The organism is Microcystis wesenbergii FACHB-1317 (assembly GCF_014696875.1).
GTDB classification, from domain to species: Bacteria; Cyanobacteriota; Cyanobacteriia; order Cyanobacteriales; family Microcystaceae; genus Microcystis; species Microcystis wesenbergii_A.
In genome coordinates, this window is sequence record NZ_JACJQV010000211.1 from 1 (window position 1) to 16,155 (window position 16,155).

Sequence of the window (16,155 nt, forward strand, 5' to 3'; positions counted from 1 at the left end):
AACTAATGCGCGGGGGGTTTGGGGGCGGCGCCACGCCCCCAACGGGGGGTTTGGGGGGTAGAACCCCCCAAAAGCTTGGATTGAGTGATAAAATCAAAAGTAACGCCCGACTTTAGCCGAGAGTTTCCCCTTAAAAATCCCAACTTAGTAGATTTACAAAAATGAGATGCACCCCAGTTAATCCCCGATAACTAGACTAATTCCACATGGGAATCATCCCCAATCATAAAGCGTAAAGCCTTGGGACGTTGGGGGGCAATTTCTAATTTTGCCCGTCGTCCGATAACACTATCAACTATGCGCTGATGAATGCCAATAATCGTGGCATCTTTGAGAATTACACTGTGTTCTATGTCGGCATCGATTAATTTTACTCCATTAGCCACACTACTATAGGGACCGATAAAACAATTCTCAATGTGACAATTTTCTCCAATAATGACAGGGCCGCGAATGGTACTATTAATAATTTTACTACCCTGACCAATTTGTACCCGTCCGATCACCTGACTATTAGCATCAATTTCTCCCTGCAAAGCGATTTCTAGACTGGTATCAAGGATAATCCGATTTGCCTCTAATAAATCATCTTTTTTACCCGTATCTAACCACCAACCCAGTAGTTTATTGGCTTCTACTGCTTTATTTTGATTGATTAATTCTTGGATAGCGTCGGTAATTTCTAACTCACCCCGGCCCGAAGGTTGAATAGATGCGATCGCTTGGTGAATGGTGGGGGCAAAAAAATAAATCCCCACCAAAGCTAAATTTGAGGGGGGGTCTTTGGGTTTTTCAACTAAGTATAAAACTTTGCCAGTTTCATCTACTTTTGCCACCCCAAAAGCACTAGGATTAGACACTTTTCGCAGGAGAATTAAAGCATCAAGGGACTGTTTTTGGAAAGAGTCTAAAAAGGGAGATAAATCATCCTCGATTAGGTTATCACCCAAGTACATAATAAAGGGGGAATCTCCTAGGAAAGATTGGGCAGTTTTGACAGCGTGAGCTAATCCAGCAGGTTGATCTTGGCGAATATAAGTTATCTTAGCGCCAAACTGTTCACCACTGCCCGTGGTCTGACGAATTTCTTCCCCGGTTTCGGGACTGATAATAATGCCAATATCGGTAATTCCTGCGGCAACAATTGATTCGATTCCATACCATAAAATCGGTTTATTAGCCACGGGAACTAACTGTTTTGCCCCAGTATAAGTTAGGGGACGTAACCTCGTACCTTTGCCACCGGATAAAATTAGTGCTTTCATAGTTTTAAAGATTAAATAGTTGGTTGAGCATCGCTTTGAGAGAATCTCGCCAATAGGGAGGAATATAACCTAATTGTTGCGAGATTTTTTGACCAGAAAGAACCGAATAGGCCGGACGCACTGCTGGGGTAGGATATTCAGCAGTAGTAATGGGAATTACTCTCTGAATTTTTAGGGGAATACCGCTTATTTTTGCCTCCTCAAAAATAGCTTTAGTTAAATCAAACCAACTGGCAACACCGCTATTAGTAAAATTATAGATTCCTGCGGGATTATCGACATTAATTAAAAGCTGAGTAATGGCCGTGGCGATATCTTTGGACCAAGTGGGACTTCCCACCTGATCAACAACTACTTTTAACTCCTCTCTTTCCTTACCTAATCTCAGCATAGTTTTGACAAAATTACTTTTGCCATAACTGCCGTAAACCCAAGCAGTACGCAGGATAATTGCCTGAGAATTAACAGTTTTAATCTCCTCTTCTCCCCTTAACTTTGATTGTCCATAAACCCCTAAAGGATTAGTTAGATCGGTTTCTAGATAGGGGGTATTTTTCCGACCATCAAAGACATAATCGGTGGAAATGTGGAGAAATTTAGCTTTAATTTTCTCGGCAGATTCCGCCATAATTTTTGGGGCTGTAGCATTGATAGCATAGGCTAAATCTGGCTCGATTTCGGCTTTATCTACTGCCGTATAAGCGGCGGCATTAACCAGATAATCCGGGTGAATTTCCCTAATTAACTGGCCGATTTTTTCCGAGTTAGTTAAATCTAGTTCTTCTCGACCGATACTAATAACTTCACCTAACTGCGGTAAAGTTACCTGTAACTCTTGTCCTACTTGACCTTTAGCACCAATTAGTAAAACTTTTTTCATTGTCTTTAGGGGAAAACTTCCACGGATTTAAAGGGTTGTCCAGCTTGGTCTTTAGGAGAGAGAATCGGGGGAATCTCTAGGGGCCAATCAATCCCTAAATCGGCATCATTCCATAAAATGGTTTTTTCGTATTGGGGATAATAATAATTAGTGGTTTTGTAGAGAAATTCGGCTCGTTCAGAGAGAACTAGAAAGCCATGGGCAAAACCTTCGGGAACCCAGAAAATCCGTTTATTTTCCGCACTTAAAACACAGCTTACCCATTGCCCAAAAGTGGGGGAACTTTGACGCGCATCCACTGCTACATCAAAAACACTACCGTTCACCACTCGCACCAATTTACCCTGGGGATTGGGGATTTGATAGTGCAATCCTCGCAGGACATTTTTTAAGGACATAGAGTGATTATCCTGGACAAAAGTGGTATTGACTCCAGTTTTTTCTCGAAAATCTCTCTGATTAAAACTTTCCAAGAAAAAACCTCGATCGTCTCCGTAAACTTGCGGTTCAATGATTAAAACATCAGGAATTTCCGTGGGAATAACTTTCATAAAATCGGAGACAAGATAACTTTTGCGGGTAGTCTAGCACAAAAGGGCATTTTTTTCTAAAGTTTTTTATTAATCTTTCCCCGGTAACTGAACAATGATAAGATGAGCCTAACTTAGTCAGAGCAGAAACGACGTGGTACAAGTCTCTACACACACCGCTACTCAATCTATCCCCCTGGAGGGAGAAGCCTTAAAAAACTGGTTACAGACTAGGGCTAATCAGATTATCGCCGGCGATCGACTCAGTAAGCAAGAGGCCCTAGCTTTAACTGCGATCGAAGGTCAGGAAAATATTTTCAGCTTATGTGAGGCTGCCGATCGCATTCGTCAGGCCTGTTGTGGTAATACGGTAGATTTATGTAGCATTATCAACATAAAATCGGGAAGTTGTTCGGAAAATTGCAGTTTTTGTTCCCAATCCGCCCACCATCCCGGTCAAGATTCGCCTATCTACGGTTTAAAAAGTCGCGAGGAAATCGTCAGCCATGCGAAAGCGGCAGCCGACGCGGGGGCCAAACGCTTCTGTTTAGTTAGTCAAGGCCGGGGATTAAAGTACAATAGCCCTAAATCGCAGGAATTCGAGGAAATACTGGCCACAGTTCAAGAAATCATCGAAACAGCCAAGATTAAACCCTGCTGCGCCCTGGGAGAGTTAACCCTTGCCCAAGCCCAGGCCTTAAAAGAAGCTGGAGTTACCCGTTATAATCACAATCTGGAAGCTTCCGAGAATTTTTATCCTAACGTCGTCTCCACCCACAGTTGGCAGGATCGGGTAGAAACGGTAAAAAACCTGAAAGCGGCGGGAATCCAAGCTTGTACGGGGGGAATTATCGGTATGGGGGAAAGTTGGACCGATCGCATTGATTTAGCTTTTTCCCTGGCGGAATTAGAAGTGGAATCCGTGCCGATTAACCTATTAAACCCCAGAAGTGGCACCCCTTTAGGTCATTTACCCAAACTAGACCCTTTTACTGCCCTAAAAGCGATCGCTATTTTCCGGTTTATCTTACCTCAACAAATCCTCCGTTATGCCGGGGGACGAGAGGCGGTGATGGGAGAATTGCAAAATCTGGGGCTAAAATCGGGAATTAATGCTATGCTGATTGGGCATTATTTGACCACTCTAGGACAACCCCCCCAACAGGATCAGGCGATGTTGGCTGATCTTAGTTTAATAGGAGGAGAAGCCCCCATCCCCGGTGAATACCAACCCCAACAGGCAACCTAAATCACGTCGAGGACGAGGCTCTCCGCCCCGGCGCACTTCCGCATCGGTTCCCAATGAGTTAATCTGGGCCTTGATTGGTTTGCTCCTGACAATTTTTAGTACATTTGTTCCAGTAAGCCTAGCTAGTTGGTCGGCTGCGGGTCTATCTTCGCAAAAACTAGGCATAACTTACCAAATTGGGGCAGTATTGTTAACGGGCTGTCTGGGGGGCAAAAATGCCGGGCTTCTTGCCCAGGTGGCCTATATTTTTCTCGGTTTAACTTGGTTGCCGGTGTTTGCCCAGGGTGGGGGAATGGGTTATCTGAAAGAACCCAGTTTTGGCTATATTTTAGGCTTTATGCCGGGGGCATGGCTGTGTGGTTGGTTGGCTTTTCGCTGGCGCGCCAAGATAGAAACCCTAGCTTTAAGTGCTTTTGCCGGTTTGTTAGTGATTCATCTGTGCGGTTTATTATATATGCTGGGATTGTCGATTTTTCAGCCCCAAGCCAGTCAAATCACCTTTCCTGATAGTTTGCCCACCCTATTTATGAATTATTCAGTCTGGCCATTTTTAGGGCAATTAGTAGTAATTTGTGTGGTGGTAATTATTGCTTTTTTCTTCCGTAAATTATTATTTTATTGATGCCACAGCCAATGTTAAAAAAGAATCGCTGGTTTTGGATAGTGGCGGTTATCGGTCTAATTTTAGACCAAGTAACTAAGTATATAACCGTGCAGAGTTTTGAGCAAATTGGTGATACTTTCCCGATTATTCCGGGGGTTTTTCATTTTACCTATGTGATTAATACTGGGGCGGCTTTTAGTGCTTTTCGGGGCGGTGTTGGTTGGCTAAAATGGCTATCCTTATTGGTTAGTTTGGCATTAATGGCTTTTGCTTACTTTGGACCGCATTTAAATCGTTGGGAACAATTAGCCTACGGTTTTATTTTAGCAGGGGCTTTCGGCAATGGTATCGATCGCTTTTTGTTTGGTTATGTGGTGGATTTTCTCGATTTTAGATTGATTAATTTTCCTGTTTTTAATCTGGCTGATGTCTTTATTAATATCGGGATTATTTGCCTCTTAATTTCTACCTTTCCCCACAAGTCAAGGGTCCTGTAGGGGCGAAGCATTCGGGCGATAACCTATCGCTGAAACTGTAGATTTCCTATCCGAATGCCTCGCCCTTACTTTTTCTGTTCAAAAAAATTGGGGATTTAGTATTATATTCCTGGAGTCCTGATCATTTAAATATTTTGGAAATCTAGATAATTCCTGTTGAGTACCAATCATTTTGACCTCTGGAAAAAAACTTATAAGCTATTAAGTAGGTGGGTGGAATTAAATATAAGATGAACGTAGGTTGGGTTGAAGCATGAAACCCAACGCCCGCATGGGTTACGCTACCGCTAACCCATCCTACAAATAATTGTGCCTCCCTACTTATTCCTGTTTTTTATCGGTGCTGGGTGGATGCCAACCTCCCCGGATCCATAATCGACGAACTTTAACGATAAAACCTTCATTATGATTATCATCATTTAAGTCCAAACGTTCAATAGTTGCCCTAGCGATGGGAGTAAGTCCCACTATTTTTAAAGCATCTGGTGTCCAGATAAAATGTTCTTGCCAATGCTGTTGGCGCGGATTGAATATTTCTACCTCTTGTTCTGTTTTCGGATCAATTGCCTTGATAAAATTGTAGCGATATCTGTTACATCTTTGGCAAGCTAAAGCTAAGTTTGCCAATTCATCTTTGCCTCCTAAAGATTTGGGCTGAATGTGATCTACTTCAAATAGTGCGGCACTAATTTCTTCTGGAGAATGACAGTATTCACACAGATAGTTGGCTCTTGCTCGGACTTGTAATCGAGTGGTGATACTAATCATTTAGATTCAGCAACTATTCTCGCATTTAAGAGCGTGAAAATCTCGTTTAACTCTAAAATACCGGCTAATTCTGCGGTTTCTTGAGAATTAAGTTGGGAATTTTTTTCTAGTTCCCGTAGTTCCTCTAATCGACACTGCAATTCCTCGGTGAATTTAAAAAGATAATTTTCCCTTACTGGCGATAGCTTAATTCCTTTTTCAATCCAAGAAGAGGGCTTGACCATCAGTTGAGTTAACATCACTTTCTCCTTACCTTTAATCCCTAACCTAATCCTAACACGATTATTTATACTCGATCGGGTGAGCGATGCCCACCCAAAAAACTATGCTTCTGTTTCAGAATTAGAGCGATCGAATTTACTAACTAACTCAGGATTTTCTGACCAAGCATCGATAACACTCATATTACCATTGAGAAAATTCTGTTTAATAGCGCGGCGTTGAATTTTGCCACTGGCAGTTTTGAGAATTGTTCCCGATTTGGCTAAAACAATGGCATGGGTCATAATTTCGTGTTCTTCGGCGATTTCCTGACGGATATCGGCGATTAATTTAGCCGTATCTAATTCGCCGCTGCGACGTTCTAATTCCTGGACAATAACTAACTGTTCTTCCCCATTATCTTCAATAGAAAAAGCCGCACCATAATCGGGACGAAAAACCTCATTAAGATGCTGTACTGACCATTCTAAATCCTGGGGATAATGATTACTACCACGGACAATAATTAAATCCTTAATCCTTCCCGTGATATACAATTCCCCATCGAGAAGAAAACCTAAATCTCCGGTGCGTAAAAACGGTCCTTCTCCCGTATCAGCAAGATAAGCTTGAAAAGTTTCTTTGGTTGCGTCTTCCCGTTGCCAATATCCAGCGGCCATACTGGGGTCACTGGCCCAAATTTCGCCCACTTCATCGGCTGCACAAAGGGTAAAAGTATCGGGATTAACCATAGCTATACGGGTATCACAGACGCGACGACCACAACTGGGGACGTATCTAACTCCCGTGGTTCGATCGGAGCCTACAGGGACAATTTTACCGCGTTCGTAGGCGGTTGCATCCAAAGCGGTGATAATTGGGGTGGTTCCCTTGGGTTTATTAGAAATCAAGAGGGTATATTCAGCTAATCCGTAGGCAGGGGCGAAAGTTTGCCAAGAAAAGCCATAATCTGCAAAAGTATCGACAAATTTGGCCATTACCTTCGGGTTAATCGGTTCGGCGGCATTTCCCGCGGCCTGCCAACTGCTCAGGTCTAATTCCGCTAAATCGGCAGCTTTAATCCTACGAGTACAAAGATCATAGGCGAAGTTGGGGGCCTGGCTATGAGTAACTTTGTACTTAGTAATATTTTTTAACCACTGCATCGGACGCTTAATAAAAGCAAAGGGAGACATGAGATAGCAGGGTGTACCGTTGTAGAGGGGGACGGTGATACCCTCGACTAACCCGTAATCATGAAAATAGGGCATCCAAGTGAGGGTAACGCTATCCGGTTCGTAACCACAAGCTTTTTGCAAGTAACCGCAATGGTGCATCAGGTTAAAATGACTTAACATCACCCCTTTGGGGATATTAGTCGAACCGGAGGTATATTGCAGATAAGCAAGCGCCGATTTATCCACCTGGGGATCTTGCCATTGGTCCGCCAGCGAAATATCAATGCTTTCGGTGGTAATCCATTTCATTTGGTCGAATTCTGGGAATTCTTCCTTAACACCTTCAATAAGAGTCAGAATACTTTCGGTAACTAGGGCAAAGGCCGCATTAGCATCCTTGACAATTGCGCGTAAACGGGGCAGAGTGCGCTTAAGTCGTCCCGATTCCGGTGGGGGGACGGGAATGGCAATCACTCCCGCATAAAGACAACCACAAAAAGCGGCCACTACTTCTAAACTTTGAGGATAGAGTAACAGGGCCCGTTCTCCTTGAGCTTGGTATTTTTGCAAATAGGCGGCGATTGCTCTTGCTTGGCGATCGAGTTCACTGTAGGTTAAAGGTGGGGTTTCTTTTTTGCCATCGATAAGAAAAGTGTAGGCATGGCCATCTGGTTGTGTGGTGGCGCGGTAACGTAAGAGTTCTACTAGGGTTGCGGGTTGAATTAGGGTTTCAGTCATCGTTGTTATCGGGCTTATTGGGGCTATTGTATAGAAGTTTTAACATATTTGCCCATGGCGCTAGGATAAAGTGCGGAAGGCGATCGGTCAAGGTATAGGATTAAGTTATTGGTTAAAATCCCCCCCGCCTTATCTCTGCAATTGTGAGAAAAAGCTACAATTAATCAATCCTAAAATACCGGGAAAAAGTCATGACAGCCCTAGACATAATCCCAGAAGTTGCCTGTCCCCCCACAGATTTATGGAGTGATGAACCACCCTTGGCAAGTGATCTACACCTGCAACAGATCATCATTCTCCTTAGTTGTCTAGAATTATTATGGCGCGAGAGGAGTGATTACTACGCTTCGGGAAATCTAACCATCTACTACAACGAGGAACAACTCAAAAAGCGCGATTTCTGGGGTCCTGATTTTTTTGTGGTTTTAGATACCGAAAAACGTCCCCGCAAAAGTTGGGTGGTTTGGGGAGAACAGGGTAAATATCCGGATGTAATTGTCGAGATTCTCTCCGATTCTACGGCCAATATTGACCGCAATAACAAGAAAATTCTCTATCAGAATACCTTTCGCACTCCTAATTATTTTTGGTTTGATCCTAATACGTTAGAATTGCAAGGATTTAGACTAATTGAGGGACAATATCAAGCCATTTCTCCCAATGAACAGGGTTATCTCTGGAGTGAACAGTTAGGATTATATTTAGGCATATTTGACCGTAAACTGCGTTATTTTACCGCCAATGGTCAATTAGTCCCCACTCCTCAAGAAGCGGAATTAGAGCAAAGACAGGCAAAAGAACAGGCTATTTTAGAGAAAGAACAGGCTCTTTTAGAGAAAGAACAGGCTATTTTAGAGAAAGAACAGGCTCTTTTAGAGAAAGAAAGGGAAGGTCAGGCTAAGGAAAAATTGGCACAAAAACTACGAGAATTAGGCATCGATCCCGATACAATTTAACTGAAGTGGCAAAAGTCCTAAATAGTTAGGTGTTAAAATCAGACACCCCCCTTATTAAGGGTAGGGTTGATTCATGAATCAACCCTACCATGAATCAACCCTGCCATGAATCAACCCTAGGGATCAAGGGGGGATTTATAACCAGCTACCTAGAGAAAGTAAACCTAAATGAGAGGTCGTGAGAAAACTTATGAGTGATATTGAACTTCGGCAGTCAGTTTATGACCTTCTTTCATCCCTGAGAGGATTGGATGCGCTCAAAAAATTATTCTGGTCTGAGTTAAATTACGAGCGAGAAAATCAAACCCTGTCCCGACGCAATTGGCCAGATAAAGCAGTAGAAGCATTAGCAGAAGATCCAATTTTATTAGCTTCTGGGGGGGAAGATTTTCAGGTTATTTATGCTCGTCTCAACTCTAAGCAACTGCTGCTCAATTTAGAGCGTCTTGTCGTTACTCAACTGCTAAAAAACCATCCCTACACTCTCTTTGTTTTCTCTGATTTCCACCAAGAACGGTGGCATTTTATCAATGTTAAATATGATGTTAAACAAGAAAAACGGCAAGTCTTGCGGCGAATTACAGTGGGTCCGGGGGAACAGTTACGAACCGCCACAGAACGCCTAAGTTTACTGGATTTAGATAATATTAGTTCCGAGTCTCCTTTAGCGATTCAGGAACGTCATGATGAAGCTTTTGATGTTGAGAAAGTTACTAAGAAATTTTTTGAACAGTATCGCTCGGTCTTTGAAAAAGTTGAGCAATTAATTACTAAAACTATCCCTAATGCTGACCAAAGAAGACTATTTACTCAGAAGCTATTTAATCGCCTGATGTTTATTGTTTTTATCCAGAAAAAAGGTTGGCTGAAGTTTAACGAACAAACAGACTATCTAGAAACATTATGGCAGGATTATCAGAATGATAACAGCACCTCGGACAAAAACTTTTATCATAATCGCTTGACTTATCTGTTTTTTACGGGACTGAATAATCCCCAACAAACGGATATTATTGGTATCAATAACGGTGGTTTTCTTCGGCAAATAATCGGCACAGTTCCCTATCTTAATGGGGGATTATTTGAACAGGATGAAGATGACCGCAATCCTAATATAATAGTACCCGATCAGGCGATCGATGTTATCTTACATAAACTTTTTAGTAATTTTAATTTCACGGTGACTGAGAGTACACCCCTTGATGTGGAGGTAGCAGTGGACCCAGAAATGTTGGGAAAAGTGTTTGAAGAATTAGTCACGGGAAGACATAAATCAGGTAGTTATTACACACCTAAACCGATTGTTTCTTTTATGTGTCGGGAGGCTTTGAAGGGATATTTAGGAGGCTATGAAGCCTTAGTTGATGAACATAATGTAGAGCAGATAAACGTTCCAAAAGCTCGTGATCTTTTGCAGAAACTGAGCGAAGTGAAAATAGTAGATCCTGCTTGTGGAAGTGGCGCTTATCTATTAGGTATGCTGCATGAACTACATTCGCTTACTCGTTTGCTTGACACCCGCGCTCAACCGGAAAATGCTCGTGATGATTACCACCGTAAACTCAATATTATTCAAAATAATCTCTATGGTGTAGATATTGATGAATTTGCGGTAAATATTGCTCGATTACGTCTTTGGCTATCACTAACTGTAGAATTTGACGGTGAGCATCCTGAACCGTTACCTAACTTAGATTTTAAGATTGAATCTGGTGATAGTCTCACTGCTCCTAATCCAGAGAATGTAGGACAGTACACTCTTCGAGGCCAGATAATTCGCCAATATAGAGATGCAAAAAACTCTTATCTGACAATGAGTGAAGGAGTTCAAAAGCAAATTTTCAAACAAAAAATCAATGAATTTAAAGCTGAAATTGCTTTGATAACCCATGGAAGTAATAAGGTTAACGGATTTGATTGGGCCGTAGAATTTGCTGAAGTTTTTTCACAAAAGGGGTTTGATATTGTCTTAGCTAATCCGCCTTATGGTGCGACTGTTGGTGACAGGGTGCGCGATCTCTATTTTGACCGTCTGACTGATGGCGCACAATCCAAAGATACTTATGGTTTATTCATGGCCCGTGGCTTGCAGTTGCTACGTTCTGGCGGTCAATTATGTTACATAGTTTCTGATACTTGGCGGACTATTAAAACTCACAAACCTTTAAGAAAGCTATTTCTTGAAAAGACCACTATTGCTCATTTTATCGATCTGCCTTCTTGGGTTTTTGATGCTACAGTTAATACTTGTATTTTGACCGTTGCTAAAAATACGGCATCTGAAAGCCATGATCTAATCGCCGCAGATTTGCGTAGCCTTCAAATCGGGGACTGGAATAAACTAACTGAGAACCTAGCTGCGATCGCTGCTCATAGTGTGGATTTACAAACGATAGATTATGCTCGTTATACTTATCCCCAATCTTTGATAGCTACTTATGATAACTTGTCACTTTTCATCGGTTCACCCAAGCTTTATCAGTTGTTGAGCAATAGTAATTTTTCTCGCTTGGGGACAATAGCTGATGTAAAAGTAGGACTTCAAACGAGTGACAATGATTACTATCTTCGTAAACGTAGAGGAGCAAGGGGAAGTTATGAAATATTAGACGAGAGTAAATTACTTACTGATGCTGATATTGCAGGCTTAAGTGATGATGAAAAACTAAATGGAGTAGCTCCCAATAAGTATAATAATCGCTGTTTTCTGCCCTTTGATAAAGGCGGCGAAAGTAATACTGATGAAGGTTGGCTTCCCAATTACTATGTACCGACACAATATTTGATAGATTGGTCAAGAGATGCTGTCCATCGCCTCCGCACTGCTACTATTGCTGATGTTAAACGGCGAAAAAAAGAATTCAATAAGATTGAACCACAAGAGGAACACAGGATTGCCTCTCGTTTTCAAAACTCAGAATATTATTTTCAAGAGGGGATAACATTTTCGCCTACTGGTATTTATAGTCCTACTTTTCGATTGGGAAGTGGCTGTATTTTTGGCAATAAAGGTTCAACTATTTTTGTTAGAGGGATTGAACCAAGAGTTTTACTAGGATTTTTAACTTCTATTGTCTCTCGTTATTTACTCAAGAGCTATGTATCCCATACAGTTGAAACAGGGGAAGAAGTTTTAACACGACTGATATTACCTTCATTAAGTCCTGATTTGCACGATAGAATCAAAACTTTAGTTGAAAGTATTATTAATCAACAAAAGCATAATCAAAGCTATCCCTATCATTTACATGAACAAAAAGAAATTGATGCCATTATTTATCAACTCTATGAATTAGACTATGAGGATATTCGTGAAATAGAACTTTGGTACTGTCGCCGCTATCCTAAACTAGCAAAAGCTCAGGGAGTATTAGCCGAAGTAAAAGAAAAGTATGAAAGACATATAGAACACTGTAGTCGAGTTTTGACAAAGCCTCCTACTTACTGGAAATCTCATCCAATTCTGAGTCTGATTGCTCAAGGTGAAGGAAGCAAACTAGAGTTCAAAGAAACTCTAAGAGTAGATATTAAGACAAATACAAAAAATAAAGATGTTCTTCTTGCATCCTTAAAAAACATTACAGCCTTTTTAAATACCGATGGTGGTACTCTTCTCATTGGAGTTTCTGATAATTTAGAAATAAAAGGACTTGAGCCAGATTATACTGTTGGAAAAGGAAAAAATAAGGATGGTTTTGAGAATAATTTACGACAAATTATGGAGTCAAAAATTACACCTTATCCACTTCATCCTAATAAAGTTTTAGTGATGGTAGAATTTTTTACGCTTCCTGAAGGAGAAATTTGTCAGGTTGAAGTTAAGCCCCTGGATTTATCAGAAATTGCTTATCTAGAAGGTAAAATTTTCATTAGAGATGGAAATAGAACTAAGGAATTGAAAGGCGACACTCTAGAATCTTGGAAACAGAAAAGAAACCCATCATTAAATTAGTGCAAAAATGCTTAGATGCCAAAGGGGTTAACTGTGAAGAATGGGAAAAAGAGATAGATGAGAGAGTAGCGGCATTGTATGGATTGTAAGGGGTTAGATACCCGAATTCTTAAAGAAGTCGGGTATCTGAAATCATCACAGATACTCGACTTCTTAAAGGTATCTGAAATCATCACAGAACTATGTTAAACAAAAAAATACTTAAGCAAAATTAGTAGATTAAGTTGAGGAAAACAATTTCGATTTCTTTATTAAGTAGCTGGTTATAATTAAGTTAAAAATGGATTTTAAGTCCGATCCCCCCTGCCCCCCTTGATAAGGGGGGTGCCGATAGGCGGGGGGATCTGAAAGTTTTTAACACCTACCTACTTAACCTCTCTTGCTAGTCAAAACCTTAGTCTCCCTTGAGATGCACTGCACCAACTTTTTGATAGAGAATATGTAGAGCCTCAGCAGCTTGTCTTGCTAGAGCGTACCATTCAGGGTTTTGTACACAAGCTGGATGGGAAACAATAAAACGCTCCAAGGAATCACTAACCATCGCTGTTCTGTCAAGTAACTCATGACATCCGAATGTACCCGGTTTGAATTGCTCAAGAACTTGTTGTTCTTGTTCTTGGAGGAAGTCTTTTAACTCTTCTTGACGCTCTATTTCAATAGCGTTATCCTTAACCACAACCATACTATTCAATTCAGTCATTCAACCCTCCAATTCAGCTTGCCGTAGAATGTTTTTGTAAGTTCCGATAGGTATATCATCTGACAGTTTACAAGGAACGGTAACTTTACTCAGCTTGACAGGGTGTTTAAACTGACGATGGCTTCCTTTTTGCGAAACTTGCAACCAACTATCATCAATTAGGCGACGGATAACCTCACGAACCCTCATACCCTTAATTTTAACCTACACTTATCTTATCGAAAATTTGGGTTTAAAACCCCGTCCTTTTAGGACGGCTTTAAGCTACAATGGAAAATGAAGTCAACTTCTTAAAGAAGTCGGGTATCTGAAATCATCACAGAAGAGGAGAAATAACAAGAAGGATTTCCTAGACTGTGAACCTTAAGATTGTTACAAGATGCTAAAATTAGGAAAACCTGCTAAAATCAGGATATGCCAGCTAAAGATACCTTTCACCATGCTGTCCGAAATGCACTCATAAAAGCAGGTTGGACGATTACCCATGATCCTTTTACCTTAGAGTTTGAAGATGTTAACTTTTATGTGGACTTAGGAGCAGAAAAAGTTATTGCAGCACAAAAAGAACGAGAAAAAGTTGCCATTGAAATCAAAAGTTTCTTAAGAGATTCAATTGTTACAGAACTACATTTAGCCTGTGGACAATATCTTAACTACCGTTTTGCTCTTTCAGAAATTGAACCTGATAGAACCCTATACTTAGCCATCCCTAATGATACTTATGAAGTGTTTTGTCATAGCCGTTTTGTTCAAAGAATTCTAGAACATTATCAAATCAAAATTATTGTCTATAACCCTGAAATAGAGGAGATCGTAGAATGGCAATCAACTACATTGAATTAGTTAAATCCCTAATTGAAGAACAAGCTAAAATTCAGCAGTCTAGTGAAATTTCCCTAGAAATAATCTTTGACGATCTGAGGAAACATTATTTATTAGTACAAGTTGGTTGGCATAATAATCATTGGATTTATGGATGTCTTTTACATTTAGATATTATTAACAATAAAGTTTATATTCAACAGAACAACACAGAAATTTCAGTAGCTGAAAAGTTAGTTGAACTAGGAATTCCTAAAACAGATATTGTCATCGGATTTCACTCTCCATTTAAACGAAAATTCACAGAATATGCCATTAATTAGGAGTACAAATAAAATGGAAAAAACAACTTATAAAACATTAGAATTAACAATAAAATTAATTCAGGAAACCGAAAAAATAATTCAATTACTAAAAGCAAACAGCTTTGACAAATTTGTTGCTTTAGCATTAAAACATGAACTTTTAAACCTAGAGCAAGCTGAAAATCAAATTAAGGCACAGAAGAAAGAAATCACTGAAGAAAAAAACACTGTTTCATTCTATGAAGCAGCCAAAGAATATATTGGTTGTGTCGATGGGGGACCAGGGGACTTAGCCACCAATAAAGACTATCTTCGAGGTATTGGCAGCAAATGAAGTCAACTTCTTTAAGAAGTCGGGTATCTGAAGTCAAGATATAATTATTAAACCCCCCAAGAGAATTAAACCATGACACAAGCAATCACTAACGAAAAAACCATCTTAGAAAAACTGCACACTCTCACCCCCCAACAACAGCAAGAAGTAATCGACTTTATTGAATTCTTGCAATTTAAGGCACAGAAGACAGAAATTACAGAAGAAGAACCGATTTCTGCTTATGAATCAGCTAAAGATTTAGTGGGGTGTGTGGAAAGTGGAATAGGCGATCTATCTTACAATAAAAAGTACCTTAAAAGTCCAGCAAAAAAATGACAGGTTTAATAATCTCGGAGAGAAATAATTGATTTAATTATAGCGTTTCCTGTTTACAAAAGGTACATTATCGATGTTAAAAAGCTTAATCAGCAGAAAGAAGCTGGGAGAAAGCGGGTTTCTTAACAAAATCTGAGCTTTAATTTAGCTATTTACCAGAAACCCGCTTTCTGTTCTATAGCGTTTCCTGTTCACAAGAGGTACATTATCGATGTTAAAAAGCTTAATCAGCAAAGGTTTAAATGTGCCACACAGGTGTGAGAACCGCTATATTCCTGATTGAGATATAATTATTAAAACCCCCAAGAGAATTAACCCATTATTACTAACTATCTTCCCGATCCATCAAAGTGGTCATCTAATTTTAGAAGGAGACGTTAGAATGGAATGCCTCTGCTGCAAGGGACAAATGAAACGGGGAACTGCTCCCTTTGCCATTGATCGCAACGGATACCATCTTTCTTGGGATGCTGTCCCTGCTTGGGTGTGCGAACAGTGTGGCGAAGTGCTTTTTGAAGCTCGTGAAGTCAATTTAATTCAAGAAACTCTCTCTGTTCTAGATCGTGAAACTGCCGTCTTAGTTGAGCAAGCATTATCCTAAACTACTATGAAAATACAAGGAATTATCAAAGGCAATACTATCGAGCTATTAGAGGATTTATCTCTTCCTAATGGCGTAAAAATTTCTCGGTCAATCCCCGATAATTTAATTCCTAAAAAAGTATCATGGGAACAAATTGAAACCTCAATCGGAGTCTGGAAAAATCAACCAGAACTCGATGATATATTTTCTGAAATTGACCGAGAGCGCCATAGATCATAGTTCAATCAAGGCAGCAGAGACAATGATTGAGTAGG

General features: G+C 40.4%; 19 protein-coding genes. 11 read left to right on the top strand and 8 right to left on the bottom strand.

The window, feature by feature from the left end; genetic code table 11:
• Positions 1-191: 191 nt before the first annotated feature.
• The 3 genes from H6F92_RS22265 to rfbC are packed head-to-tail and all read right to left on the bottom strand — an operon-like array spanning position 192 to position 2,696.
• The gene (locus tag H6F92_RS22265) at positions 192-1,265 is read right to left on the bottom strand and encodes a glucose-1-phosphate thymidylyltransferase (RefSeq protein ID WP_190359526.1); all 1,074 of its coding nucleotides are present in this window, start codon (positions 1,263-1,265) and stop codon (positions 192-194) included.
• A gap of 4 nt (positions 1,266-1,269) precedes the next feature.
• Entirely contained in the window at positions 1,270-2,145 is an 876-nt protein-coding gene (gene rfbD, locus H6F92_RS22270) for a dTDP-4-dehydrorhamnose reductase (protein WP_190359527.1), read from the bottom strand.
• 5 nt (positions 2,146-2,150) lie between these two features.
• Entirely contained in the window at positions 2,151-2,696 is a 546-nt protein-coding gene (gene rfbC / locus H6F92_RS22275; protein WP_190359528.1) for a dTDP-4-dehydrorhamnose 3,5-epimerase, read from the bottom strand.
• Between the two features lie 133 nt (positions 2,697-2,829).
• Between rfbC and bioB the strand changes: the two genes are divergently transcribed.
• The 3 genes from bioB to lspA are packed head-to-tail and all read left to right on the top strand — an operon-like array spanning position 2,830 to position 5,025.
• The gene (gene bioB / locus H6F92_RS22280; protein WP_190359529.1) at positions 2,830-3,924 is read left to right on the top strand and encodes a biotin synthase BioB; all 1,095 of its coding nucleotides are present in this window, start codon (positions 2,830-2,832) and stop codon (positions 3,922-3,924) included.
• On the top strand, positions 3,896-4,546 hold the full coding sequence (locus tag H6F92_RS22285; RefSeq protein ID WP_190359530.1) for a biotin transporter BioY: 651 nt from the start codon (positions 3,896-3,898) through the stop codon (positions 4,544-4,546). Before bioB ends, H6F92_RS22285 begins: the two co-directional genes overlap by 29 nt.
• An 11-nt stretch (positions 4,547-4,557) precedes the next feature.
• The gene (gene lspA / locus H6F92_RS22290) at positions 4,558-5,025 is read left to right on the top strand and encodes a signal peptidase II (RefSeq protein WP_190359597.1); all 468 of its coding nucleotides are present in this window, start codon (positions 4,558-4,560) and stop codon (positions 5,023-5,025) included.
• 321 nt (positions 5,026-5,346) lie between these two features.
• On the opposite strand, the gene H6F92_RS22295 is transcribed toward lspA, so the two are convergent.
• The 3 genes from H6F92_RS22295 to H6F92_RS22305 all read right to left on the bottom strand — a co-directional run bounded on the left by H6F92_RS22295 (position 5,347) and on the right by H6F92_RS22305 (position 7,910).
• A complete protein-coding gene (locus tag H6F92_RS22295; protein WP_002797431.1) occupies positions 5,347-5,793 on the bottom strand; it encodes an HNH endonuclease in 447 nt (148 codons plus the stop codon).
• Positions 5,790-6,032 carry a hypothetical protein gene (locus H6F92_RS22300; protein ID WP_002767156.1) on the bottom strand — a complete coding sequence of 81 codons (243 nt, stop codon included), beginning with the start codon at positions 6,030-6,032 and terminating at the stop codon, positions 5,790-5,792. The genes H6F92_RS22295 and H6F92_RS22300 overlap by 4 nt, the downstream gene beginning before the upstream one ends.
• Positions 6,033-6,116: 84 nt before the next feature.
• Positions 6,117-7,910 (bottom strand): fatty acyl-AMP ligase, encoded by a 1,794-nt coding sequence (locus H6F92_RS22305; RefSeq protein ID WP_190359531.1) that lies wholly within the window; start codon positions 7,908-7,910, stop codon positions 6,117-6,119.
• Positions 7,911-8,101: 191 nt separating this feature from the next.
• On the opposite strand from H6F92_RS22305, the gene H6F92_RS22310 reads away from it, so the two are divergent.
• Positions 8,102-8,866 carry a Uma2 family endonuclease gene (locus H6F92_RS22310; protein ID WP_190359532.1) on the top strand — a complete coding sequence of 255 codons (765 nt, stop codon included), beginning with the start codon at positions 8,102-8,104 and terminating at the stop codon, positions 8,864-8,866.
• A gap of 190 nt (positions 8,867-9,056) precedes the next feature.
• Positions 9,057-12,818, top strand: coding sequence for an Eco57I restriction-modification methylase domain-containing protein (locus H6F92_RS22315; RefSeq protein ID WP_190359533.1), 3,762 nt, complete (start codon positions 9,057-9,059; stop codon positions 12,816-12,818).
• 394 nt (positions 12,819-13,212) lie between these two features.
• On the opposite strand, the gene H6F92_RS22320 is transcribed toward H6F92_RS22315, so the two are convergent.
• Both H6F92_RS22320 and H6F92_RS22325 read right to left on the bottom strand, forming a co-directional pair.
• Entirely contained in the window at positions 13,213-13,518 is a 306-nt protein-coding gene (locus tag H6F92_RS22320) for a hypothetical protein (protein ID WP_002776214.1), read from the bottom strand.
• Positions 13,519-13,707 carry a type II toxin-antitoxin system HicA family toxin gene (locus H6F92_RS22325; RefSeq protein ID WP_069474552.1) on the bottom strand — a complete coding sequence of 63 codons (189 nt, stop codon included), beginning with the start codon at positions 13,705-13,707 and terminating at the stop codon, positions 13,519-13,521.
• A 225-nt stretch (positions 13,708-13,932) separates the two neighbouring features.
• Between H6F92_RS22325 and H6F92_RS22330 the strand changes: the two genes are divergently transcribed.
• The 6 genes from H6F92_RS22330 to H6F92_RS22355 all read left to right on the top strand — a co-directional run bounded on the left by H6F92_RS22330 (position 13,933) and on the right by H6F92_RS22355 (position 16,120).
• Positions 13,933-14,361, top strand: a complete 429-nt coding sequence (locus tag H6F92_RS22330; protein WP_190359534.1) for an element excision factor XisH family protein — start codon at positions 13,933-13,935, stop codon at positions 14,359-14,361.
• On the top strand, positions 14,337-14,663 hold the full coding sequence (locus H6F92_RS22335) for a XisI protein (protein ID WP_190359535.1): 327 nt from the start codon (positions 14,337-14,339) through the stop codon (positions 14,661-14,663). The genes H6F92_RS22330 and H6F92_RS22335 overlap by 25 nt, the downstream gene beginning before the upstream one ends.
• Before the next feature lie 13 nt (positions 14,664-14,676).
• A complete protein-coding gene (locus H6F92_RS22340; protein WP_190359600.1) occupies positions 14,677-14,979 on the top strand; it encodes a hypothetical protein in 303 nt (100 codons plus the stop codon).
• Positions 14,980-15,051: 72 nt separating this feature from the next.
• Positions 15,052-15,297, top strand: coding sequence for a DUF2281 domain-containing protein (locus tag H6F92_RS22345; RefSeq protein ID WP_190359536.1), 246 nt, complete (start codon positions 15,052-15,054; stop codon positions 15,295-15,297).
• A 382-nt stretch (positions 15,298-15,679) separates the two neighbouring features.
• Entirely contained in the window at positions 15,680-15,898 is a 219-nt protein-coding gene (locus H6F92_RS22350; protein ID WP_190359537.1) for a YgiT-type zinc finger protein, read from the top strand.
• A 6-nt stretch (positions 15,899-15,904) separates the two neighbouring features.
• Positions 15,905-16,120 (top strand): hypothetical protein, encoded by a 216-nt coding sequence (locus tag H6F92_RS22355; protein WP_190359538.1) that lies wholly within the window; start codon positions 15,905-15,907, stop codon positions 16,118-16,120.
• Positions 16,121-16,155 lie beyond the last annotated feature (35 nt).

Coding starts and splice junctions, on each gene's coding strand:
- H6F92_RS22265 (WP_190359526.1), bottom strand. CDS start 1,265: ATGAAAGCACTAATTTTATCCGGTGGCAAAGGTACGAGGTTACGTCCC.
- rfbD (WP_190359527.1), bottom strand. CDS start 2,145: ATGAAAAAAGTTTTACTAATTGGTGCTAAAGGTCAAGTAGGACAAGAG.
- rfbC (WP_190359528.1), bottom strand. CDS start 2,696: ATGAAAGTTATTCCCACGGAAATTCCTGATGTTTTAATCATTGAACCG.
- lspA (WP_190359597.1), top strand. CDS start 4,558: ATGTTAAAAAAGAATCGCTGGTTTTGGATAGTGGCGGTTATCGGTCTA.
- H6F92_RS22295 (WP_002797431.1), bottom strand. CDS start 5,793: ATGATTAGTATCACCACTCGATTACAAGTCCGAGCAAGAGCCAACTAT.
- H6F92_RS22300 (WP_002767156.1), bottom strand. CDS start 6,032: ATGTTAACTCAACTGATGGTCAAGCCCTCTTCTTGGATTGAAAAAGGA.
- H6F92_RS22305 (WP_190359531.1), bottom strand. CDS start 7,910: ATGACTGAAACCCTAATTCAACCCGCAACCCTAGTAGAACTCTTACGT.
- H6F92_RS22310 (WP_190359532.1), top strand. CDS start 8,102: ATGACAGCCCTAGACATAATCCCAGAAGTTGCCTGTCCCCCCACAGAT.
- H6F92_RS22315 (WP_190359533.1), top strand. CDS start 9,057: ATGAGTGATATTGAACTTCGGCAGTCAGTTTATGACCTTCTTTCATCC.
- H6F92_RS22320 (WP_002776214.1), bottom strand. CDS start 13,518: ATGACTGAATTGAATAGTATGGTTGTGGTTAAGGATAACGCTATTGAA.
- H6F92_RS22325 (WP_069474552.1), bottom strand. CDS start 13,707: ATGAGGGTTCGTGAGGTTATCCGTCGCCTAATTGATGATAGTTGGTTG.
- H6F92_RS22330 (WP_190359534.1), top strand. CDS start 13,933: ATGCCAGCTAAAGATACCTTTCACCATGCTGTCCGAAATGCACTCATA.
- H6F92_RS22335 (WP_190359535.1), top strand. CDS start 14,337: ATGGCAATCAACTACATTGAATTAGTTAAATCCCTAATTGAAGAACAA.
- H6F92_RS22340 (WP_190359600.1), top strand. CDS start 14,677: ATGGAAAAAACAACTTATAAAACATTAGAATTAACAATAAAATTAATT.
- H6F92_RS22345 (WP_190359536.1), top strand. CDS start 15,052: ATGACACAAGCAATCACTAACGAAAAAACCATCTTAGAAAAACTGCAC.
- H6F92_RS22350 (WP_190359537.1), top strand. CDS start 15,680: ATGGAATGCCTCTGCTGCAAGGGACAAATGAAACGGGGAACTGCTCCC.
- H6F92_RS22355 (WP_190359538.1), top strand. CDS start 15,905: ATGAAAATACAAGGAATTATCAAAGGCAATACTATCGAGCTATTAGAG.